26 protein-coding genes are annotated in these 22,910 nt (G+C 33.7%); 16 read left to right on the forward strand and 10 right to left on the reverse strand.

All coding sequences use genetic code 11. The features are described 5' to 3' along the window. Positions 1-33: 33 nt before the first annotated feature. Entirely contained in the window at positions 34-594 is a 561-nt protein-coding gene (gene pth / locus GM921_RS15710) for an aminoacyl-tRNA hydrolase (RefSeq protein ID WP_182923582.1), read from the forward strand. Here the strand turns inward: pth and GM921_RS15715 are convergent, their stop codons facing one another. The 6 genes from GM921_RS15715 to GM921_RS15740 form a co-directional block, all read right to left on the reverse strand. Then, entirely contained in the window at positions 595-2,187 is a 1,593-nt protein-coding gene (locus GM921_RS15715; protein ID WP_182923583.1) for a response regulator, read from the reverse strand. 14 nt (positions 2,188-2,201) lie between these two features. Next, positions 2,202-3,053: a CheR family methyltransferase gene (locus GM921_RS15720; protein WP_182923584.1), complete on the reverse strand. Its 852-nt coding sequence runs from the start codon at positions 3,051-3,053 to the stop codon at positions 2,202-2,204. A gap of 1 nt (position 3,054) precedes the next feature. Continuing rightward, a complete protein-coding gene (locus tag GM921_RS15725) occupies positions 3,055-6,501 on the reverse strand; it encodes a hybrid sensor histidine kinase/response regulator (protein WP_182923585.1) in 3,447 nt (1,148 codons plus the stop codon). A 107-nt stretch (positions 6,502-6,608) separates the two neighbouring features. Further along, positions 6,609-7,289 carry a LytR/AlgR family response regulator transcription factor gene (locus GM921_RS15730; protein WP_182923586.1) on the reverse strand — a complete coding sequence of 227 codons (681 nt, stop codon included), beginning with the start codon at positions 7,287-7,289 and terminating at the stop codon, positions 6,609-6,611. A gap of 36 nt (positions 7,290-7,325) precedes the next feature. After that, a complete protein-coding gene (locus GM921_RS15735; protein ID WP_182923587.1) occupies positions 7,326-7,643 on the reverse strand; it encodes a GIY-YIG nuclease family protein in 318 nt (105 codons plus the stop codon). A gap of 151 nt (positions 7,644-7,794) precedes the next feature. Further along, the gene (locus GM921_RS15740) at positions 7,795-9,300 is read right to left on the reverse strand and encodes a sensor histidine kinase (protein WP_202985668.1); all 1,506 of its coding nucleotides are present in this window, start codon (positions 9,298-9,300) and stop codon (positions 7,795-7,797) included. Between the two features lie 230 nt (positions 9,301-9,530). Here GM921_RS15740 and GM921_RS15745 point away from each other — a divergent pair, with 230 nt between their 5' ends. The 7 genes from GM921_RS15745 (at position 9,531) to GM921_RS15775 (ending at position 14,756) form a co-directional block, all read left to right on the forward strand. Continuing rightward, entirely contained in the window at positions 9,531-9,878 is a 348-nt protein-coding gene (locus tag GM921_RS15745; protein ID WP_182923588.1) for a Spx/MgsR family RNA polymerase-binding regulatory protein, read from the forward strand. Between the two features lie 103 nt (positions 9,879-9,981). Then, the gene (locus tag GM921_RS15750) at positions 9,982-10,689 is read left to right on the forward strand and encodes a peptidase associated/transthyretin-like domain-containing protein (RefSeq protein WP_182923589.1); all 708 of its coding nucleotides are present in this window, start codon (positions 9,982-9,984) and stop codon (positions 10,687-10,689) included. 77 nt (positions 10,690-10,766) lie between these two features. Continuing rightward, the gene (locus GM921_RS15755) at positions 10,767-13,028 is read left to right on the forward strand and encodes a M1 family metallopeptidase (RefSeq protein ID WP_182923590.1); all 2,262 of its coding nucleotides are present in this window, start codon (positions 10,767-10,769) and stop codon (positions 13,026-13,028) included. A 91-nt stretch (positions 13,029-13,119) separates the two neighbouring features. Beyond that, positions 13,120-13,341: a VF530 family protein gene (locus GM921_RS15760; RefSeq protein ID WP_182923591.1), complete on the forward strand. Its 222-nt coding sequence runs from the start codon at positions 13,120-13,122 to the stop codon at positions 13,339-13,341. Between the two features lie 43 nt (positions 13,342-13,384). Then, complete coding sequence (locus GM921_RS15765; protein WP_235969850.1) at positions 13,385-14,089, forward strand: ThuA domain-containing protein; 705 nt, start codon at positions 13,385-13,387, stop codon at positions 14,087-14,089. Between the two features lie 110 nt (positions 14,090-14,199). Continuing rightward, entirely contained in the window at positions 14,200-14,388 is a 189-nt protein-coding gene (locus tag GM921_RS15770; protein WP_182923593.1) for a hypothetical protein, read from the forward strand. A gap of 167 nt (positions 14,389-14,555) precedes the next feature. Then, positions 14,556-14,756 carry a hypothetical protein gene (locus GM921_RS15775; RefSeq protein ID WP_182923594.1) on the forward strand — a complete coding sequence of 67 codons (201 nt, stop codon included), beginning with the start codon at positions 14,556-14,558 and terminating at the stop codon, positions 14,754-14,756. A gap of 57 nt (positions 14,757-14,813) precedes the next feature. On the opposite strand, the gene GM921_RS15780 is transcribed toward GM921_RS15775, so the two are convergent. Both GM921_RS15780 and GM921_RS15785 read right to left on the reverse strand, forming a co-directional pair. Next, positions 14,814-15,152: an MmcQ/YjbR family DNA-binding protein gene (locus GM921_RS15780; protein ID WP_182923595.1), complete on the reverse strand. Its 339-nt coding sequence runs from the start codon at positions 15,150-15,152 to the stop codon at positions 14,814-14,816. Between the two features lie 53 nt (positions 15,153-15,205). Then, positions 15,206-15,556 carry a nuclear transport factor 2 family protein gene (locus GM921_RS15785; protein ID WP_182923596.1) on the reverse strand — a complete coding sequence of 117 codons (351 nt, stop codon included), beginning with the start codon at positions 15,554-15,556 and terminating at the stop codon, positions 15,206-15,208. Between the two features lie 28 nt (positions 15,557-15,584). Between GM921_RS15785 and GM921_RS15790 the strand changes: the two genes are divergently transcribed. Next, positions 15,585-15,782: a hypothetical protein gene (locus GM921_RS15790; RefSeq protein WP_235969851.1), complete on the forward strand. Its 198-nt coding sequence runs from the start codon at positions 15,585-15,587 to the stop codon at positions 15,780-15,782. Between the two features lie 189 nt (positions 15,783-15,971). Here GM921_RS15790 and GM921_RS15795 read toward each other — a convergent pair whose 3' ends face one another. After that, a complete protein-coding gene (locus GM921_RS15795) occupies positions 15,972-16,598 on the reverse strand; it encodes a Pr6Pr family membrane protein (RefSeq protein WP_182923597.1) in 627 nt (208 codons plus the stop codon). 243 nt (positions 16,599-16,841) lie between these two features. Here GM921_RS15795 and rpsL point away from each other — a divergent pair, with 243 nt between their 5' ends. The 4 genes from rpsL to rpsJ all read left to right on the forward strand — a co-directional run bounded on the left by rpsL (position 16,842) and on the right by rpsJ (position 20,386). Beyond that, the gene (rpsL, locus tag GM921_RS15800; RefSeq protein ID WP_008244597.1) at positions 16,842-17,255 is read left to right on the forward strand and encodes a 30S ribosomal protein S12; all 414 of its coding nucleotides are present in this window, start codon (positions 16,842-16,844) and stop codon (positions 17,253-17,255) included. Positions 17,256-17,271: 16 nt separating this feature from the next. Beyond that, positions 17,272-17,739, forward strand: a complete 468-nt coding sequence (gene rpsG / locus GM921_RS15805; protein ID WP_182923598.1) for a 30S ribosomal protein S7 — start codon at positions 17,272-17,274, stop codon at positions 17,737-17,739. A 95-nt stretch (positions 17,740-17,834) separates the two neighbouring features. Then, positions 17,835-19,949 (forward strand): elongation factor G, encoded by a 2,115-nt coding sequence (gene fusA / locus GM921_RS15810; protein ID WP_182923599.1) that lies wholly within the window; start codon positions 17,835-17,837, stop codon positions 19,947-19,949. Positions 19,950-20,080: 131 nt separating this feature from the next. Beyond that, the gene (rpsJ, locus tag GM921_RS15815) at positions 20,081-20,386 is read left to right on the forward strand and encodes a 30S ribosomal protein S10 (protein ID WP_008244591.1); all 306 of its coding nucleotides are present in this window, start codon (positions 20,081-20,083) and stop codon (positions 20,384-20,386) included. 98 nt (positions 20,387-20,484) lie between these two features. Here rpsJ and GM921_RS15820 read toward each other — a convergent pair whose 3' ends face one another. Next, positions 20,485-21,177: a hypothetical protein gene (locus GM921_RS15820; RefSeq protein WP_182923600.1), complete on the reverse strand. Its 693-nt coding sequence runs from the start codon at positions 21,175-21,177 to the stop codon at positions 20,485-20,487. Between the two features lie 43 nt (positions 21,178-21,220). Here GM921_RS15820 and GM921_RS15825 point away from each other — a divergent pair, with 43 nt between their 5' ends. Genes GM921_RS15825 through GM921_RS15835 form a run of 3 tightly spaced genes read left to right on the forward strand, consistent with a single transcriptional unit; the run spans position 21,221 to position 22,909 of the window. Beyond that, entirely contained in the window at positions 21,221-22,087 is an 867-nt protein-coding gene (locus GM921_RS15825) for an SDR family NAD(P)-dependent oxidoreductase (protein WP_235969852.1), read from the forward strand. Positions 22,088-22,098: 11 nt separating this feature from the next. Continuing rightward, positions 22,099-22,647 (forward strand): hypothetical protein, encoded by a 549-nt coding sequence (locus GM921_RS15830; RefSeq protein ID WP_182923601.1) that lies wholly within the window; start codon positions 22,099-22,101, stop codon positions 22,645-22,647. Position 22,648: 1 nt separating this feature from the next. Then, positions 22,649-22,909, forward strand: coding sequence for an acyl carrier protein (locus tag GM921_RS15835; RefSeq protein WP_182923602.1), 261 nt, complete (start codon positions 22,649-22,651; stop codon positions 22,907-22,909). Position 22,910: the final 1 nt, after the last annotated feature.

Below are 22,910 nucleotides of genomic sequence, written 5' to 3' on the forward strand. Positions count from 1 at the left end.
TCCCGACTTCGGACTTTTTTCTATCTTTACAAAATGAAATACCTCATTGTTGGCTTAGGAAATATTGGTCCAGAATATGCTAACACCCGACATAATATTGGTTTTAATATTGCCGATGAATTGGTAAAAGATTTAAACGGAAGTTTTGAACTTTTACGATTGGCTTATTATGCTGAAGTAAGTTTTAAGGGCAAAAAATTGCATGTTATAAAGCCGACAACATTTATGAATTTAAGTGGTAAGGCGGTTAACTATTGGATGAAAGATTTAAAAATCGCTCCAGAAAATGTACTAGTTTTGGTTGATGATTTGGCGCTACCTTTAGGCAAATTACGCATGAAACTACAAGGCAGCAGTGCCGGACATAATGGTTTAAAAAGTATTGAAGAAGTTTGTGGCGGACAAAATTATGCTCGTTTACGTTTTGGAATTAGTGATAATTTTAGAAAAGGTCAACAGGCTGATTATGTATTAGGTGCTTTTGATAAAGATGAACAAAAAGAATTACCAACTTTAATCAACAGGGGTGTAACCATGATAAAAAGTTTTGTAACCATCGGCCCTGCCCAAACCATGACACTTTTTAATAAATAACTATTTTTTAATATAACTGGTAATGGTGTTGTAAAGCAATTGCGAATCAAAAGATTTACTTAAAATACCATTCGCACCAGCTTCCATTGCAATTACCTTATCGCTTTCCATTGTAGCTGCAGAAAAAACAACAATTGGAATATTCTCTTTGCCTGGAACTTCACCTTGTCTAATTAATGTAATGGCTTGTAATCCGCTCATTATAGGCATATAGTTATCCATTAAGATAAGGTCGTATTGGTTTTCAGCAAGTTTAACAAGTGCATCTTTTCCATTTTCAACCACATCAAAATTAATAGACCAATCTTTTAAGAGTTTTTCGATAAGGAATTTATTGATCACGTTGTCTTCAGCAACTAAAATCTTAACATGCGGTAAAGGAGCAAAATAGTTAGGTTTTAATGGAACACTTTCTCTTGGATTAACAGTTTTAACAACTTCATACCAGTTGGCGAATGAGAAAGTACTGCCTTTATTTATTTCGCTTTCAACACTTAAATGACCACCTTTTAATTTAGCAAGATTTTTCACGATAGATAAACCAAGTCCAGTACCGCCAAATTTTAATGTAGTTTGATCATCGCCCTGCTCAAACATTTCAAATACTTTATTAATATTCTCTTTAGCTATACCAATTCCAGTATCTATAATAGAGAATTTGATTTGCATATTGTTCCCTTTTTTATCAATTACATCAATTTTTAGGGTAACAGAGCCTTGCTGTGTAAACTTGATAGCATTACCCATTAAGTTTATTAAAATTTGATTGAGACGTAAAGAATCAGCCATTACCTTTTGTGGTAATTGAGGATCTAGTATTAATTTAAGCTCAATTTTCTTGTCTTTTGCACCAATACTTAATAGATTTATAGCATTATCGCCAAGTTGTGCCAGATTTGTTTCGGTTCTAATAATTTTAAATTTACCAGCTTCCATTTTAGAAAGATCCAAAACGTCATTAATAATTCTTAGTAAAGAATCAGACGATATTTTCATCAATTCTATCATGTGTTTTTGCGATTCCGTTAACTGGGTTTCCAATAACACATTCGAAAGTCCTATTATTCCATTTATTGGCGTGCGAATTTCATGGCTCATGTTAGCCAAAAAGTTTTCTTTAATTCGTCTTCCTTGTTCGGCTTCTTCTTTGGCTTTAATTAGTTTTTTCTGATAAGCCTCTAACTGACTATTTTTTGCCTTGATTTCTCTTTGATTTCGGACGATTTGGATAAATGAATCAACTTTTGCAGAAGTGATATAAGGATTTAATGGTTTGTATAAATAATCAACTGCGCCAACAGCAAGGCCTCTTACCGCATATTTTGTTTCAACGGAAATTGCTGTAACAAAAATCACTAAAATATCTTTCGTTCTAGGATTGCTTTTTAGGATTTCAACAAGCTCAAAACCATCCATTTCTGGCATCTGTACATCAACTAAGGCAATGGCTATATCTTTTTCCCATGAAATGCGTAAAGCCTCGTTAGGGAGGGTAGTACTTATGATATTTACATCTTTTCTATCGATTAAGGCTTCGAGAGCAACCAAATTTTCAATTTTATCATCAACAATTAAAATGTTAATATTTTCCATATCCTTTTTTGATTTTAGTGAGAGCTAGTTAATGGTATCTTTTGATAAATGTTGTTTTTTTTATCAATAATTTTAAATTTGGCTAATAGCGTTAAGTCCCGTATGCTTTCTTTGGAGCCCAAGCATAAAAAACCGAAATTAGTTAAACTATCATAAAAAAGTTCAATTACTTTACTTTGCAATTCTTTCGTAAAATAGATCAATACATTACGACATGATATCACCTGAAATTCGTTAAAAACGCCATCCGTTATTAAATTATGTACAGAAAATAAGGTGTTCTTTTTTAAAGAATGTCTAATCACGGCAGCATCATACTTAGCGGTGTAGTACTTTTCAAGAGAAGTTATTGCACCAGTTTCTATGTAGTTTTCTGAATATTGTCTCATTTGTTTTAAACTATATATTGCATTTTTGGCAGTGTTTAATACTTCGCTATTAACATCCGTCCCATAGAAAAAACTCCGCTGATAAAGTTTCTCATCAAAAAAAAGGATTGCTAATGAATACACTTCTTCGCCACTTGAACAGCCTGCACTCCAAACTTTTATACGTTGATAGGAGTCTAAATAAGGGATGATATGTTGTTTAATTGAATTATAAAACTGAGGATCTCTGAACATTTCGGTAACGTTTACAGTAACCTTAATTAAAAAATGTTCAATGTAATTGGAGTCGTTAATGAGCAAAGCTCTTAAATCAAAATAGCTAAGTTTTTCAAGAATCATTAGCTTGATTACCTGTCGCTTAAAAGAAGCTTGAGAATATCCGCTAAAATCAAAATCATGTATTTTCCTAATGAGTAAAATTAAATCATTTAATTCCTCATTTGTAAGGGTTGATACATGCTCAAGATGCTTACTCATTTTAATTGCTTAACCAAACCCTCATCATAGAAAGTAGTCTATCCACATCAACAGGTTTAGAAATATAATCATTTGCACCTGCTTCAATGCACTTTTCTCTATCATTTTTCATGGCTTTAGCTGTTAAAGCGATGATAGGTAACTTTGCAAACTGTTTCTTTTTTCTAATCGCTGTCATGGCTTCATATCCATCCATTTCAGGCATCATAATATCCATGAGCACTAAATCTATACCAGAATTTTCCTCTAATCTTTCGATAGCTTCGCGACCGTTATTTGCAATTACAATTTTCATATCATAAGCCTGCAACGCGGTAGATAAGGCAAAAATATTTCGCATATCATCATCGGCCACTAAAATGGTTTTGTCTTTTAATGTTTTTTCAATGGTCGATAAATTTGCTTTGGGTTTACTATCTGGTTTTTTCGATTCTGTATTTAGCTTATTCATAAACAAACTTACTTCGTCCATCAATCTATCATTAGATTTGCCAGTTTTTAAAATCATCGCTTCAGAATGCCGCATGATTCTTTCCATTTGCTCATTTCCGAGTTCCATGGCTGTATTAATGATTACCGGAATATGCAGTAAATCTGGATTTGCTTTAATATCATCTAAAAGATCGAAACCCGAAATATCTGGCAGGTTTAAGTCTAAAATAATGCAATTAAATTGTTGATCTTTTAATGCGTTTAATGCTTCTTCGCCAGAATAAACTTGGGTAACTTCAGCACCCCTTTCCAACAGTTGTTGAGTTAATAACTGGCTATGTAATTCTTGATCTTCAATGAGCAATATTTTATTAAATTGATGTGAGATCTGAATGTGAGAGAATGAATCAAACGCAGCCGCTAACCCTTCCTCATTAATTGGTTTCTTTAAAAATCCAATAGCACCTTCTTGTTTTGCCTTACTCAGTTTTTCATCTCTGGCCGACATGATGTGAACAGGAATGTGCTTGGTGATAGGGTTGGCTTTAAGTTTTTTCAAAACGGTCCATCCATCCATTACTGGAAGCATAATATCTAAAATGATAGCATCTGGAAGTTGACTAATCGCCATTTCTAGTCCACTATCGCCGCTATGCGCAAGCAAAGGTTTAAAACCTTTTTCTAGTGCATAATCCTTTAAAATATCTGCGAAATTAAGGTCGTCTTCAATAATTAAAATGGTGCGATTATCGGTTTCCAATTTAATTGGCTGAGTAAAAGTAATAGACTCAACAACGTCCTTTGTTGCAGGTTCAGCTACGCTGGATGACCCTTCATTGGTTTGAGTTGTGCTTAAATTTTGAGGAATATATAGTGTAAAGCTACTCCCAGTCCCTATTTCACTTTTTAATTGAATTTCCCCACCTAAAATTTGTGCCAATTGTTTACTAATAGATAAACCTAAACCAGTTCCACCATATTTTCTGCTTGTTGAACCATCTTCTTGTTGAAAGGCTTCGAAAATAACTTTCTGTTTATCGGCTGAAATTCCAATTCCTGTATCCTTGACATCAATAGCGATAACTGAAGTTTTATTGGTTTTTAATTGTTCAGCATAAAAATGAGTGTGTTCGTCAGCTTTGCTTATGGTTAAAGTTACTGAGCCGTTTGCTGATGTAAACTTAAATGCATTAGAAAGTAAATTCTTAACAATTTGCTCTAAACGACTTTGATCGCTCGTAAAACTACTTGGAAGATTTGAATCTAGATTAACATGAAAATTAACTTTTTTAGTTGTAGCTACCTCATTAAATAAGGATTCCATGTTTGACTTAATTTCTTTCGGTCGTACATTTTCTACAGTTAAATCTATTTTACCAGCTTCAATTTTAGATAAGTCTAAGATATCATTAATTAAATTCAATAAATCGGTGCCAGCATTATGAATAACGCCAGCATATTTTACCTGGTCATCATTCAAATTATCTGGCTTATTCTCTTTTAATATTTTGGCCAATATCAGAATACTGTTTAGAGGAGTGCGCAATTCATGGCTCATGTTTGCTAAGAATTCAGATTTGTACTTGCTAGACATTTCTAATTCTGTGGCTTTTAAGCTCATTGCCTCTCTTGCCTGATTAATAGAAGCATTTTTCTCTTCTAATAATACAGCCTTTTCTTCCAATTCGATATTGGTTTGTCGCAGTTCTTCTTGCTGTACTCTTAACTCTTCTTCAGATACTTGCAACTCTTCATTTGTGGTTCGCAGTTCTTCTTGTTGGGCTTCGAGTTCTTCCGCTTGTTGTTGTGTTTGCTCAAAAAGATCTCTTAAAATCACTCTTGAAAAAGCACTATTAATTGCAATACCTACATTTTCAGCAATGCTATCTAAAAATAAATTTAAATTGTGATCTGGTTTGCTAGTTAAACCTAATTCTATAACTCCAATGGTCTCATTTTGAAATAAAATTGGACTAAAATGAATGAAATTTGGAGATGTAGAACCTAAAGCTGAATCAATTTTAAGATAATCAGTTGGTACTTCACTAATTAATTTCGACTTCTTTTCTAAAGCGGTTTGCCCAATAAATCCTTCTCCAAAAGCATAAGATTTTTTAGCGCCTTTTGCCACGTAAGCATAAGTGCCTGTTAATTGGAAATTTTTCTTTTTATCGATTAGAAAAATAGCGCCAATGGGTGTGTTAAGGTAATTACAAATGCTCGAAATTAGGTTTGTGGCTAGCTCATCAATTTCTTGCTCTCCACGCATGGCCTCATTTACCAGACCTACTCCAGAAAGCAACCAGTTTTTTTGCTTATTTTCTGTAGAAAGCAGTTCTAATTGTGTGTTGTTTTCTCTAATTTGAACCTCAGTTTCCTTTTGTTGGTCGAAAGTTTTGCGGATATAAGACAATAGGAAAAGAATTAAACCAAAAATAACTAACGAGCTAATCAGGATGATTAGAGTTGTTCTTTCGCTACTTATTTGTGTGGCTAATTTTCGTTCCTTCAACAAGCCCAATTCCATGGCCTCAATTTGTTTATTGATACGAATGATATTATCCTTAGAAATCTTTCCAGTGTTAGATAAAACTTTTGCAACAGCTTCATTTTGTCCTTTAGAGTCATTAATTTGCAAAATTGCTTGCATATCTTGTATTTTCTGTCGAGCATAAAACTCCATCGAATCTACATTATCAACCTGTTTCGGGTTATCATTTACCAGTTTTTTTAAATCAGCAATTGCTGGAAGAATTTGATCTAAATGTTCATGATATGGATCAAGGTAATCGCGGTTTTGAGTAATTACATACCCCCTCATTCCTGTTTCAGTATGTAAAATATGGAGCTCTATTTTTTTAGAAAGGTCAATTACTTCATAGGTATGGGCTTGCCAATTTGTATTTTCTCTTAATGAATTGATACTTAAATAAGAAACCAATGCAGAAATAACTACAAAAAGGAGAGATACAGTAAATCCGGTAAGAACTTGTTGCTTAAATGAAAGTTTAAACATTGGAGTAGATTAATATTTAGTTTACAACAATTTAAATAGGGATGAATTAGATGTTATAACTACAATATTAACGATAATAAGAGATTAATTGAAGTAAAGGGTAAGATTTATAAAATTCGTAAACAATCACTGTATGTTGCACCTATAGGGATAATTTGTTCGCCTATCCAAACTTGCGAGCGATCATACTTGTTAATTTTATCTTTTGCAATAATAAAGGCTCTATGCGTACGAATAAATTGTTTATTTGGTAAAAGGTCAGTCAATTCATTTATAGTAATTCTAGAACTTAATAATTTTCCGTTGGATAAATGAATTTGTGTATAATTTCCAGAGGCTTCGATGTATAAAATATCAGATAAAAGTACTTTTATCTGCTCATAACCATCTTTTATAAAAATAAAATCAGCTTTGCTTTCTGGTGTTTGATTGCGTAAATCGAAAAGTTCTTTTGCTTTGTTGCAGGCCTTTAAAAACCTGGATAATGAAAAAGGTTTTAACAAATAATCAACAGCATCAAGTTCAAAACTTTGTACCGCATGTTCGCTATACGCTGTGGTAAAAATTACCATTGGCGGTTTACTCAACGTTTTTAAGAAATCAATTCCGCTGATATCAGGCATTTTAATATCCAAAAAAATCAAATCAACTTTGTTTTGTTGCAAATACGTAATCGCCTCAAAAGCGTTGGTAAAACGAGCGTTTAATTCAATAAAAGGCACTTTGCTAGCATGTGCCGCAACTATATCTAAAGCTATTGGTTCATCATCTATTGCAATTGCAATCATTTACAGTTAGGTTGTTAGGCTGAGCGTAGTCGAAGCCTAAGGTTTAGTATAATTAGTATGGGTTGTATCATTTTTACAAATAGATAATTCTTTTAGTTTCTCCCAATTATCATTAATAATTGCTTCTTTCTTTTTTCTCGACCAACCTTTAACTTGTTTCTCAAAATCTATTGCTTGATTTACGTCTGGAAAATTCTCACAGAACACCAAAGATAAAGGTCTTATTTTATATGTATAACAGGTTATATTTTCTCCATTTTGATGCTCAAATAATCTCCTGTCTATATCATTCGTAATTCCAGTGTAATAGGAGCCATCACTACATTTTAAAATATAAACTGAATATAATTTCATTTACCTGTTAACTAGCGCTTCGACTACGCTCAGCGTGACATTGTGTTATAATAGTTGTGAATATAATTAAAAGAGTGTCATCCTGAGCGTAGTCGAAGGACTTTTTATTTAACCTCACTTCGACTACGCTCAGTGTGACAGATGTAAAAAACTACAACTGAATAGTTAAATGAATAAAAAACTCTTTAGCGCTTTCACGGATAATTAACTCGTGCTTTCCAGGGTATAATAAAGCCAAACGTTGTTTTACATTTACTAAACCAATTCCGCTTTTTAATTTTTCAGGATCGTTATCTGGTTTAATATGAATGCTGTTGTGTACATCGAAATACAACGTGTTTTCTTTAGTTTGTAGAGTTACTTTGATATGCGATGGCTGCTGCAAACTAATACCATGTTTAAACGCGTTTTCTACAAAAGGGATTAACAACATCGGCGCTATTTGTAAATTATTTAATTGTTCATCAATTTGAGTTTCGATTACAATATCAGCAGATCTTGATGTTCTTAGTTTTTGGAGTGAAATATAGTTTTCTAAATAATCTACATCTCTCGTTAGGGAAATTTTATCCTGTACGTTTTCATGCAACATAAAGCGCATCATATCTCCTAATTTTTGTATTCCCTCGCCAGTTCGTTCTGCATTTTCTTGTAAAGCTGTACCATACAAAGTATTTAGTGCATTGAATAAAAAGTGTGGGTTAATTTGCGATTGTAAGAAACTTAAAGAAGCATCAGATTTTCCTAATTCGGTTCTTAAAGTAGTAAGCTCATTTGTATTTGTTAATCGTCTTTTATATAAATACCAAGCCAATGGTGCGCTAATAAATAATTGGGTGGGTAAATGAAATAAAAACACAACTAAAACGCCTTCAGGTCTTGGATAAAAAAAGAACATCGAAATAAAGCTCATCGGCACTGCCAAAAGAAGGCTGATGAAAAATACTTGCCAAAAATAGGGCTTGAATTTTTTGCCTTGAGCATAAATTAAAGGAAGCAAATAATAGATGGAATAAATGATAATGCCAATGGTGGAAAAAATAACCAATGTCCATATAATAATGATTTCAAATGGTGATCTTGTTGTTAACCATAATAACATTCCAACAAACCAAAATGCTAATCCAACGCCAATATCTAACCTCATTTGATTTTGACTTTGCGTATTCTTATCCTTGTTTTCAATCATATAAATGATAAACGCTTTGCCGCAAGAATAGGCTGATATTAAGATGATTAGCCAAATAGCATAACTAAAACTGCTAAAGAAAATACGATTATAAGCTTGTTGCAAAGTGTCATATCGGACTAGCTCATAAGCTTCGGAATACGTGTTACACACGCCACTAACTAGTCCAATAAATAAAATTGAAATTAAGATTAAGCTATAATTAAGAATTTCGTTTTTCTTTTGAATAATTGAAGGAACAATACAAAAATTGAGCAGTAAGAAAGTGAAATAAATAATAGAAATTCTAAAAATGCCAGGTACAAAGTAATGTGAAAAATAGGAAAAGGGAACTTTTGCTTCTCGAAAAGAATAATAGTCAAAATCGTGATTTCTATTGCTCGTATTAGAAATGAGTACGATGATAGCAAAAGCATATAGTATCGTCGCTATCCAGAATTCGGCCTTTTGTAAATCTTTTAATTTCATAATTGTTAGTTTGATAGCGCAATTTTAAGAACTACAAATCTATCGATTATAAAAATGTGATAAACCACTTTAAAAATGTGACCAATAGGTTGTGTGTTGCGTGTTATGAGTTGCAGGTTTGGATTGTGAGCAAAATTTTTATAGAAATATAATGTAATAACTTAAACTTGCAATGGTTTTATGAATCAAACCCCATAACTCGCAACATACAACTCACAACAATAACACAGATGAAACTTTACGGTATCCCAAATTGCAATACAGTTAAAAAAGCACAAGATTGGCTAAAAGCAAATCAAATTGATTTCAAATTTCATAATTTCAAAAAGGATGGAGTAACCGCCAAACAATTAACAGAATGGTTTAACACGTTTGGCTGGGAAAAAGTAATCAACAAAAATGGATTAACGTTTAAGAAATTAAGTAAAGAAGAACAATCAGAAATTAATTCTGCAGATAAAGCAATAACCTATTTAATGCAAAACACGAGCGCCATTAAACGACCAATTGTAGAACAAAATGGCAATCCAATTCTCATCGGTTTTACTGAAGATAATTATACTGAGAAACTAAAATAGTTCATCAATTGTTGGTTAATGCAGTTCATTCTGTTAAATTTTGTTAAATAGCGAAGCTTCAAGCAAAAGAGCTTTAAATTTGAGTATGCTTAAAAAGTTAATTTTGTTACTATTACTAATTGCTCCGATTAAAATATGGGCACAAAATAATACCCTAACTGGAAATATTTTTGATAACGATAATAGAAGTACAGCTTTACAAGGAGCATCAATAAAAAATTTAAATACAAAAGCTTTAGTGCTGGCAGATAAAGATGGTCATTTTGCTATTACTGCAAAAATTGGCGATTTAATCTCTTTCGGGATGGTCGGTTTTCAGACAGATACTGTGTACTTAACTAATCTTTTCCCTAAAAATGTATACCTCAGAGCGCAGGTAAATAATTTAAACACAGTTGATATTAATGGTACAAAAGTTTCTCCTATGTTGGGCAACTTGGGTAATCCAGATAATAAAGCGCCAACGCACCAATTAGATTATAGCAAAGAAAAAGGAGGTTTACGTCTTAATTTAGGTTATGGTAAATGGCGCAAAGAACAATTGAAAATTCAAGAATTGCAGCAGCAAGAGCAATATCAAGACGAAATTACCAAAAATTTTAATGAGCAAACTATCAAAAGCACAGTAAAATTTGAAGGGTCAGACATAAGGAATTTCATAGATTTATTTCATCCAACAGTTGATCAAGTTAAAGCCGAAAGACCTTTTAACTATACGTATTATATCGTAAAGGCATACCATGCTTGGCTAAAATTACCTCAAGATCAAAGAAAACTTCCTCCATTAATTAAACTTAAGACAAGTAATTAATTAACGGAGTAACAATATTGAGTATATATTTGAATTTATTCAATTAGCTTTTACCTTTAGCACAAAAAACAATTAACATGCTTAAATTTATAACTAAACCCTTTTTATGTGCGGTGGTTATTAGTGCGTGTAGCCTTACCAGCTTTGCACAACAACCAGCAACTACAGCAACACCACCCGCAACAAACTACGTTCCTGCAGATGCATTCGGACCATTATTTTACACGCAAAATGGAAATGAATTTCGTTCGGCAAATGGCGCACCTAGTGCTAAATACTGGCAAAACAGAGTAGATTACAATATCACTGCCAATCTTGATGAGACCAAGAACATGGTTAGCGGAACAGTAACACTTACATATAAAAATAATAGCCCAGATAAATTACCCTATTTATGGTTGCAATTAGATCAAAACACATTTAAAGAAACTTCACGCGGTGCCATGATTACACCTGCACGTAGTCGTTATGGTGCGCAAGGCGAAAAATTTGAAGGTGGTTACAAAATCCAAAACATTAGCGTTTCGCAAAAAGCTGCAGCTGTAAAATTCACTTCAATTGTTGAAGATACACGTATGCAAATTCGTTTAGATCAGCCAATGGCTGCTTATGGCGATATTATCACTATTAAAATGGATTATTCTTACATTCTTCCAAAAGAAGGATCGGATAGAACAGGTCATTTAACAACAAAAAACGGAGAAATTTTTGCAATTGCGCAATGGTTTCCACGTATGTGTGTGTATGATGATGTGATAGGATGGAATACGTTACCTTATTGGGGTGGTGGTGAGTTTTATTGCGAATATGGCGATATAAACTATGCAATTACTGCACCAGCAAGCCATATTGTAATGGGCTCGGGAGAATTGTTGAATCCACAAGAAGTATTTACAGCAGAACAATTAAAAAGATGGAATGCTGCAAAATTAAGTGATGCAACAGTTCATATTCGTTCAGAAGCTGAGGTTTTAGACCCTAAATCTCGCCCTGCAAAAGATAAATTAACTTGGAAATTTAAAATTACAAACGCACGTGATGCGGCTTGGGCTTCTTCAAAAGCTTTTGTGTTAGATGCGGCTCGCATTAATTTCCCTAGCGGAAGAAAAGGGTTAGCAGTTTCTGCACATCCAGTAGAAAGTAATGGTGTAGATAGTTATGGTCGTGGAGTTGAATATGTAAAATCTACGATTGAGCATTATTCAAAAATGTGGTATGAATATCCTTATCCAATGGCGGTTAACGTAGCTACAAATATTGGTGGTATGGAATATCCTGGTATTGTTTTTTGCGGTTGGACTGCTAAAAAAGGTGGCGCTTGGGGTGTAATTGATCATGAATTTGGTCACTCTTGGTTCCCAATGATTGTTGGTTCTAATGAACGTAAATACGGTTGGATGGATGAAGGTTTCAATACTTTTATTAACGGTATCTCTTCTCAAAACTTTAACAATGGCGAGTATAAACAACGTCCAGCAGATATGAACCGCATTGGTAAATCTTCAATTGGTAATCCAGCTTTAGAAAACATCATGTTAATGCCAGATGGAATGGCAGAAAGAAACATTGGTGTGAATTTATACAGCAAACCAGGTTGGGGCTTAAATATTTTAAGAGATCAGATTTTAGGTAAAGATCGCTTTGATTATGCCTTTAGACAATACATTAAAAATTGGGCGTTTAAACATCCAACTCCGTTTGATTTCTTCCGTTCGATGGAAAATGGAGCTGGCGAAGATTTAGCTTGGTTCTGGAGAAGTTGGTTCTTAAACAACTGGAAAATGGATCAAGGTTTAGGAGATGTTAAACCAGTAATGATAGAAGGAAAATTGACAGGCTATACTATTCAAGTGAAAAACTTAGAGAAAATGCCAATGCCTATCATTTTACAAATTAAATCGAAAAGCGGTAAAACAGAAATTGTTAAAGTTCCTGTTGATGTATGGATGAAAAATACAACTTGGTTGGTTCGTTATCCTACAACTGAAGAAATTACAGAAGTAACTTTAGATCCAGAAAAAGTATTGCCAGATGGAAATCCTGATAATAACAAATGGGTTTCTGATGGAGTGGCTATTTCAACAACTCCACCAGCAAATTTAGATGTGTTTGTAGGTACTTATTCTTCTGCAGAAGCACCTGTTAAAATTGTAATCGCTAAAGTTGATGGTAAATTAACTGCTAAAATTGGAGGAAGTCCAGTATTTCCGCTAACTTTTGCAAGTGGTACTAAATTTGTTCAAGAGGCAAATGCTTTGGATTTTGATTTTAATGCAGCTAAAAATGAACTTACGTTTGGAGCGCAAGGTCAGAGTTTTGTTTTAACAAAAGAGAAATAATTAATTTAAGTTTCTATAAAAAGGTGTAAGGATTAGGCAACTAAACCTTACACCTTTTTTGCTTTCAGCATAAACTATTATCTTTGTTTCAATGGCAATACAAGAACAAAAAAATAATCCATTACACGGTTTAACGCTAGAGTTTATCGTAAAGCAATTATTTTTCCATTATGGATGGGAAGAGCTTGGAAATTTGGTTAAGATTGCTTGTTTCAAAAATGATCCATCTTTAAAATCGAGCTTAAAATTTTTACGTAAAACGGATTGGGCTAGAAAGAAAGTGGAGAAATTGTACCTTAATACTTTTCATTAATTAGCAAATCATCATGAAATTCCGATTAAACATAATCTTACTTTTGTTATGCACTCTATGTTTTGGTTTTAAAATCGAAAAGAAAAAAGCAGCAAAGAAACCAGTTATCCTTGTTTTCTCCTTAACCAAAGGATATCACCATGCTTCAATAGCGGATGGAATTATTGCTCTAAAAAAATTAGGCTTAGAGAACAGATTTGATGTGGATACCACCACAAATGTGAATTTATTTACTCCAGAAAATCTGAAAAAATATAAGGTGCTTGTATTTTTAAGCCCAACAGGAAGTAATGTTTTTAATGATGAACAAAAAGCTGCTTTTAAACAATACATTAACAATGGTGGTGGTTTTGTGGGTATTCATGCTGCAAGCGATTGTAATTATGAATGGGAATGGTATGGCAAAATGGTCGGTGGTTTTTTTGAAAGTCATCCAAAAGTGCAAGACGCAAAATTGAATATCATCGAACCTAAAAATAAAATAGTAAAAGGCTTACCTCAAACCTGGCTACATAAAGATGAATGGTATAATTTTAAATCTTTTAACCCAACAGTTAAGGTATTACTTAAAGTAGATGAAACTTCGTATCAAGGTGGTACTATGAAAAACGATCACCCTATTAGTTGGTATCACGAGTTTGATGGAGGTAAGGTGTTTTATACTGCACTTGGCCATACTAAAGAGTGTTATACAGACCCATTATTTCTGCAACATTTGCTTGCTGGCATGAAATGGGCAATGAAATAATCCAGCTTGCAGTTATCAATTTTCAGTTAAGTAAACTTCACATAATCTTCATTTTAGATATAGAATTTAGTAGTGTTAAACGATTTTAATAATCACTAAATCATAAAAAAATGAAAGCAATTAAAGTTTTAATGATCGCCCTAGTAGCAGCATTTACAGTAAATACAGTAAGCGCACAAACTACACCTGCAAAACCAGCTGCAAAAACAGAAAAACCAGCAGCTAAACATGTAAAAAAAGCACATAAGCATGGACATAAAAAACATGCCGCTAAAAAAGTTGCAGCAGTTAAAAAATAAGTAATAGATAACTGTTATTAAAAAGCCCTTTGGTATCGCTTACCAAAGGGCTTTTTTTGTATCCTCAAAATTTTAGAAGAGAAACTTCCAATGTTCATTAAATCTTCATCTTGTATTTGGAATTTAGTACTGTTAACTAATTATAACAATCACAAAATCATAAAAAAATGAAAGCAATTAAAGTTCTAATGATCGCCCTAGTAGCAGCATTTACAGTAAACACAGTAAGCGCACAAACTGCACCAGCTAAACCAGCTGCAAAAACTGTTAAAGTAGCTAAAGTTGAGAAAAAAGCAGATACTACTTCTGCAAAAAAAGCAGCTAAAAAAGCAAAAAAAGTAGCTAAAAAAGCTGCGACTAAAAAATAGTCAATAATTAAGTTTTGTTTATAAAACTCTCTGGCATGTATATGCTGGGGAGTTTTTTTATGCTTTGTAATTTTCAGTAAGCTTATAGGGAGCCACATTACAATAAGCCGTGGTTAATGCATCAGTAAATAAATCAAGCCGAATTTTAGCTAAATTGAAAAAAGTTGCACCTCTTTTACCCCATTTATTTGGTACAGGAGAAATAATACTAGTATCGAAAGCTGAAAAAACAGATTGATTTATTGGAGATAACATCAAACAAGCTAAATTTTTCTTCGCATCATAAGTAGCAAATATTTTTTTGCCTACGCGAAAAGAAGTTTTATCAAAATGTGGTTGCTCACTCGTTTCTGGAAAACTTAAAGCAATTTTTCGCATCGTTTCTAAAGTTACCATGATTTAAAATTAGATATTAATTCCGCAATGAGTTAAACTTTGTATTAGCTGTTTTAAAGTGGAATATCATGTAATCGGTGAAAAGATAATTTATCCCAATAACCACGTTGAAATATAATTTTATCATCCACAATGTGGAAAAAACCACAACCACGCATTCCTTTAGGGTCTTTCCACTCTAAAATAGCCCACTCACCATCTTCAAAAATATTTTCTGGAATACACACCATTTCTGCCGTTGCAAATTCTTTGACAAACATTTCGCTAATTGCTTTTTTGCCTACAACGGGTTCATTCGCTACCTGATGATTAATTGCATCATCACTATATAATTCTGCAATTGCACTGGCATCAGCATCGTTAAAATGTTTAAGCCAATTTGTTAAAATTTCTTTGGGTGACATAAACGAAGATAAAGATTTTAACTTTGTGATGAAAAATTCAGCTATGATTAGAATAAATGACGAAACATCAATTGAAGTACTTCAAGCTATTAAAATTGGCGATTTAGTAACCGATGGTTTTAGTAAAACAAGCTTGGTAGAAAGTATCGAAACCACCGATGATGGTTTATATAAAATTTATGAATTTCATCTCATTACTGGAAGAGTGATTAAAACTAAAAGGTAAATACCTTTGTTAAGGTCTTGTTCGACTCTTGTTAAGGTCTCGTTCGAGAAAAAGCCCTGTTTCTCGAACAAGTCTCGAAGAAGACCTTAACAAAACATACATTTTTATAGATGGTTGCTTAATAAGTGTCGATGAAAAAATCTTATGAAGCTGGTGCAATCATGTAACTCGATAATATCAAACGGCTTATTAAAAAGTGCCTTTTCTCTTAAAGCTTTTACTTATCCCGATTAGTAAAAGGCCAACAAGTACAAAAGCAATCACCATAAAACCCGAATTGATAAACACTTTTTGGTAGCCTATTTTGCTCACATCTAAAAATGGATAAGGATACCATCCTATAAAATAACCTCTTATTAAAGAATAAATGAGATAAGCCAGAGGGAAATAGGCCCAAACTATTCCATCTTTCCATTTTAAAACACCTTTTGGTATAAAAATTAGCCAATATAAAACATACAGCATCGGAACAATAACATGTAGTAAATTGTCTACCACCAATTGCCATCCTTTTGGTTCCCAAATTCCTCTCAATACAAAATTATAAACCAAACCAACTATAAAAATATAAAGTGCAATAGCCGATCTTACTTTAATAGAAGAAAAGTAATTGCCAAAAGTAGTTGTGGGTAAAAGTGAAGAAAATGTAAGGCAAACTGCTACTAAAACATTGCTTAGAATAGTAAAATAACTAAGAAAGTTTAAAAAACTCGATTCGGTTAAATAAAGCTGAAGTAGAATAGCAAACCAAGTGAGCAACGCTAAAGTTAATTCACAAAATCTTTTGGTATTCGGTTGTTTTGAAGTAGCTTTCATAGTTTGTTGTGAGGATATTATAAATATATAAAATACTTCGCAATACGGATACGATTAAGCAATAGCTAACTCATTAGTTTACATCGTATAGCTTATCTTCAATCTTTCTCAAAAAATATTACACAAGCCCTTGATTATCACAAATTAAGTTCCTACTTTTGCAGTCCCTTAATGTGGCCTCGTTGTAGGCTGGCCATTAAGGGAAGTTTTTTAAATAAAAATAGTAAAAACAAAAAGCAAGAAATGCCAACCATTCAACAATTAGTTAGAAAAGGTAGAGTAGCACTGGAGTTCAAGAGTAAGTCTCCGGCGTTGGACAGCTGTCCACAGCGAAGAGGTGTATGTACACGTGTATATACTACTACCCCTAAAAAACCAAACTCAGCAATGCGTAAAGTTGCCCGTGTACGTTTAACCAATGGAAAAGAGGTGAATGCCTATATTCCTGGAGAAGGTCACAATTTACAAGAGCACTCGATCGTGTTAATTCGTGGTGGTCGTGTTAAAGATTTACCAGGTGTACGTTATCACATCATTCGTGGTGCATTAGATACATCAGGTGTAGCTGGTCGTAACCAACGTCGTAGTAAATATGGTACTAAGCGTCCTAAACCAGGGCAAGTAGCTGCAGCACCAACTAAAGGAAAGAAAAAATAATTAGGAGGAAACAGAAATGAGAAAATCAAAACCAAAAAAGAGAATTATTCTTCCTGATCCTAAGTTTAACGATGTTCAGGTTACAAGATTTGTAAACAATATGATGTTCGATGGTAAAAAATCTATCGCTTACTCTATTTTTTATGATGCAGTAGAAATTGCTGAGAAAAAAACTAGCGAGAACGGATTAGAAGTGTTTAAACGTGCTTTAGTAAATATTAGCCCAGCAGTAGAGGTTAAATCTCGTAGAGTTGGTGGTGCAAACTTCCAAGTACCTACAGAGGTAAGACCAGATCGTAAAATTGCTTTAGGCATGAAATGGTTAATCACTTACGCTCGTAAACGTGGTGAAAAAACCATGAAAGAAAAATTAGCAGGTGAAATCGTTTCAGCAGCTAAAGGTGAAGGCGCAGCAGTTAAGAAAAAAGAAGATACGCATAAAATGGCTGAGGCTAACAAAGCGTTCTCACACTTCAGATTTTAATCTAAAGTTAACATAGATATAAAGACTACACCGGTTATTTGCAATATTAATAATCGGTGTAGTCATTTAAAAATCGCAGAAATCATTTAAAAATAATGTCAAGAGATTTAAGATTTACAAGAAATATCGGAATTGCTGCTCACATTGATGCGGGTAAAACCACAACAACTGAGCGTATTCTTTATTATGCTGGTGTTAGTCACAAAATTGGAGAGGTGCACGAAGGTGCTGCGACAATGGATTGGATGGCACAAGAGCAAGAGCGTGGTATTACCATTACTTCTGCTGCTACAACTGTTAATTGGAAATACAGAAACCAAAATTATCATATCAACATTATCGATACACCAGGACACGTGGATTTTACCGTAGAGGTAAACCGTTCGTTACGTGTATTAGATGGTTTGGTATTTTTGTTTTCGGCGGTTGATGGTGTTGAGCCTCAATCTGAAACTAACTGGCGTTTAGCTAACAACTATAGTGTTGCACGTATCGGTTTCGTTAATAAAATGGACCGTTCTGGAGCTGACTTCTTAAAAGTTGTTAAACAAGTTAAAGATATGTTAGGTAGTAATGCAGTTCCTTTGCAATTACCTATCGGTGCTGAAGATTCATTTACAGGTGTTGTTGATTTAATTAACAACCGTGGTATTGTTTGGAATGAGCATGATAAAGGTATGACCTTTACAGAAGTGCCTATCCCAGAAGATATGTTAGATGAGGTTGCAGAGTGGAGAGAGAAATTACTAGAATCAGTAGCTGATTATGATGAGTCTTTAATGGAGAAATTCTTCGAAGATCCAAATTCAATTACTGAGCGTGAAATCTTAGATGCTTTACGTGCAGCTGTATTAGATGCTAAAATTGTACCTATGGTTTGTGGTTCATCTTTCAAAAATAAAGGTGTACAAACTATGCTTGATTATGTGATGGAATTATTGCCTTCACCAATGGATAGCGAAGGTGTAATTGGAACTAATCCAGATACAGGTTTAGAAGTTTTACGTAAACCATCAGAAAAAGAGCCTTTTGCAGCTTTAGCATTTAAGATTGCAACAGATCCTTTCGTAGGTCGTTTATGTTTTATCCGCGTTTATTCGGGTAACTTAGAAGCTGGTTCTTACGTTTACAATGCTCGTTCAGAAAACAAAGAACGTATTTCTCGTATCTTCCAAATGCATGCAAACAAGCAAAACCCAATTCCTAATGTAGGTGCTGGTGATATTGCTGCGGTTGTAGGCTTTAAAGATATCAAAACTGGAGATACACTTTGTGAAGAGAAAAACCCAATCATCCTTGAATCAATGAACTTCCCTGAGCCAGTAATTGGTTTAGCAATTGAGCCTAAAACTCAAGCAGACGTTGATAAATTAGGTATGGGCTTATCTAAATTAGCAGAAGAAGATCCTACATTTAGAGTTCAAACTGACGAAGAAACTGGTCAAACAGTTATTTCAGGAATGGGTGAGCTTCACTTAGATATTTTAATTGACCGTTTAAAACGTGAATTTAAAGTAGAGGTTAATCAAGGTGCACCACAAGTAGCTTACAAAGAAGCTATCTTTGGTACAACTCAACACCGTGAAACGTATAAAAAACAATCTGGTGGTCGTGGTAAATTCGCGGATATTCAAGTTGTTATTTCACCAATTGATGCTGATTACGAAAAAGGTGGTTTACAATTCGTAAACGAAATTACAGGTGGTTCAATTCCTCGTGAATTTATCCCTTCGGTAGAAAAAGGGTTTGCATCTGCAATGGCGAATGGTGTATTAGCTGGTTATCCACTACCTGATATGAAAGTTCGTTTAATTGATGGTTCATTCCACGCGGTCGATTCAGATGCTTTATCATTTGAGTTAGCAGCTAGAATGGCATACCGTGAAGCATTACCAAAATGTAAACCTACATTGATGGAGCCAATTATGAAAATCGAAATCTTAACTCCTGAAGAAAACATGGGTGATGTTATCGGTGACATGAACCGTCGTCGTGGTCAACTTTTAGGTATGGACACTCGTGCTGGTTCTCAAGTAATTAAAGCAACTGTGCCTTTATCAGAAATGTTTGGTTATGTAACTCAGTTACGTACAATCACTTCTGGTCGTGCAACTTCAACAATGGAATTTGATCATTATGAAGCAGCGCCTAAAAACGTACAAGACGAAGTAATTGCTAAATCAAAAGGTAAAGTAAAATCTGAAGATTAGTATTTAGATATTGGTATTTAGTAGTTAGACAAATACATCTAATTACTAAATACTTACTACTATGTACTTAAAGATAAATCCGATTGCTTGTTATTAATAGCTCTAACAGGTAATCATAATTAAAATAGAACATGAGCCAAAGAATCAGAATCAAATTAAAATCTTACGATTATAACTTGGTAGATAAATCTGCTGAGAAAATCGTTAAAACTGTAAAACCTACGGGTGCAGTAGTTAGCGGACCAATTCCGTTGCCAACAGAAAAGAAAATCTTCACTGTTTTGCGTTCACCACACGTAAACAAAAAAGCACGTGAGCAATTTCAATTGTGTGCTTATAAACGTCTTTTAGATATTTATAGCTCTAATTCTAAAACTGTTGATGCATTGATGAAACTTGAATTACCTAGCGGTGTTGAAGTAGAAATCAAAGTTTAATGATTTTATAGAATAAAAAAAGACCCTTAGAATTTTCTAAGGGTCTTTTTTTGTGTAGAGTATTTTGACTTTCCGACTTCGGACTATCCAGCTCAAGACTAACTCTTTCCTCTACTTTTCATTTCTTCAATGATATTGCGTTCATCTTGAAGCTCTCGTGCCAGCTTCCGTTGTTGTTCATTAGTTTTTACTTTATACGCTTGATATTCTGTAGAAATTTCATCGTAAAGTTGCGTTCTATGTTTGGCTTCTAATATGTTTTTAGCAGACCTTGCAATCACAATAAATAAAGCAATCGCTAATATTATAATGATAGACCAAACTATAATACTATAGGTTCCTTTAGTAAAAGATATGCCTAAAAAGTTAATTTCATCAGCTTTAGCAGTGGTGTCGTTCAATGTGCTTTCTTTTCCGCTAATTTCAGTTTTTAAACTAGAAATGGTTTTTTCTTGTTCAATAACTTTAGCTTTTGCATTTTTTAATTCTACTCGCTCTTTACGCAAGGTGTCATTTACGCTTTTCCATACCGAATTTAATCTTGTTGGGTTAATCAACCTAGCGCCATATAATGATTTAGATCGCGAAAGCATAAACTGATACTGACCATTTAAACTAAAATCAGTATTCTTTACAGTATCTACTCTTTTCGGATAATAAGTTTTTGTTGTTGGAACGGCTTGGGCTTTTACTGGAGTGGGCTGAGTTTTAACTTGTGCAGTTTGAGCAGAAATTTGTTGAATAAATAGCCCGGCAATTAAAATAGATGTAATAAATAGCTTTCTTTTCATGACAATAAGGTGATTATTGATTGAACAAGTATAATGAAAATTGTTGGAAGTTGGAAGTCAAAGACCAACATTCTGCTCTCTACTTCGTAGCCATAATCATCAACACGCAAACTTTGACTCATTTTTTGTTTCTTTGGTATATACCGCTAAAACATCTATATTTATCAAAACAATTGCTTACAATTTTATGTCTCTAGAAAAGGTTTTGATTACTGGTGCAAGTAGAGGAATAGGTTTAGCTATCGCAGAAAAATTAGCAGGCAAATACCAACTTATTTTGCATGCAACCACTGAAAATAGCTTTACAAAATTTATCCCCAATAGTGAGATTTTGTGTGCTGATTTTTCGGATCCAGCACAAGTTTCGCAATTCTGTAAGCAATTAAAGAAAGAACACGGTAATCAGCTTGTAGCAATAATTAATAATGCTGGGATTACCAAAGACAATGCTATACTATTCCAAAGTGAAAAAGATATTGACAGTATTTTGAACATCAACCTCAGAGCCCCCATTATGATTAGCAAAACTGCAATGAAAATTTTTGCAGCAAGTAAAAAGGGAACTATCATTAATATGAGCTCCATTTCTGCACATACAGGAAATGCATTTCAATCTATATATGCTGCTACAAAAGCTGGTCTGATTGCATTTTCGAAATCTTTGGCCAAAGAAGCAGGCGTTTTAAATGAATCGCATCAAATTAGAGTATTGAGCATTTCGCCTGGATACATTGAAACTGATATGACAACTCATGTGCCAGCAGCTGAAAAAGAGAAATTTCTTGCATTAACGCCCTCTAGAAAATTTGGAAAGGCTGAGGAGGTAGCTGCGTTGGTTGCATTTTTACTTTCAGAGGAAGCGGATTTTATCAATGGTTCTGATATTCCTATCAATGGAGGTCTCGCTTAACTATTTGTAATATGGATAATTTAATAGGCGTTAACCCATCTTCCATACTTGTCCATGGCCCTACCAAGCTCCTAGTTGATGCCTATCTTTGGCATGATGCCAATCTCGGAATGATTGCAAGTTACACACCCACTTTATTTGATGTAAATGATCATTTTGGTATTTTTAGAGGAGTTGATATGGTCGAGGCTTTTGCCCAGGCCATTAATGCTTCGTGTGGCTTTTTTATAGAGAGTAAAAAGCTAAACTGTAACTTAGATGTACTCAAAGCAGAATTTACTCCTCTATTTTTATCGATTGGCCAAGTTAATTTTATGGGATTTCTGGAGGAAGGGGAAAAGATGATTTGCGTAGGGCAGATTAAGCAATATAAGTTTAGGCAAATGACCTGTGATGGTAGAATTTATAAGGTTCCGCATAGCTTCGACCTACATTCCTACTTTGAAAATTATACGTCGGAGCAATTTTTAGCTTTTGATTTCCCAGAAGATTTCTTACCAATAGCTGAATTGACTAATATTGTAGGGAAAGTGATTAAAAAAGAAAAAATGTTAAAATAAAATGGAGAGACAAGAAATATTTGATGGTCTGTTGGAGATTTTCAGAAGCGTAAGGCAAATTGATCCTGAAAAGCTTAAAAATGCTACTGAAGAAACTGATTTGGTTGCGGATCTAAATGTGCCATCAACTGAAAGGATAAATATTGTTATAAAGGCAGAACAAGTTTTTGATGTACAATTTGATGATGATGATGTTGATGATTTAGGCTCGAAAATGAAAGATTTGATAAACCTTATCATTGAAACAAAAAAGATAGTGTAAC

Origin of the sequence: Pedobacter planticolens (assembly GCF_014172375.1) — a bacterium.
GTDB lineage: Bacteria > Bacteroidota > Bacteroidia > Sphingobacteriales > Sphingobacteriaceae > Pedobacter > Pedobacter planticolens.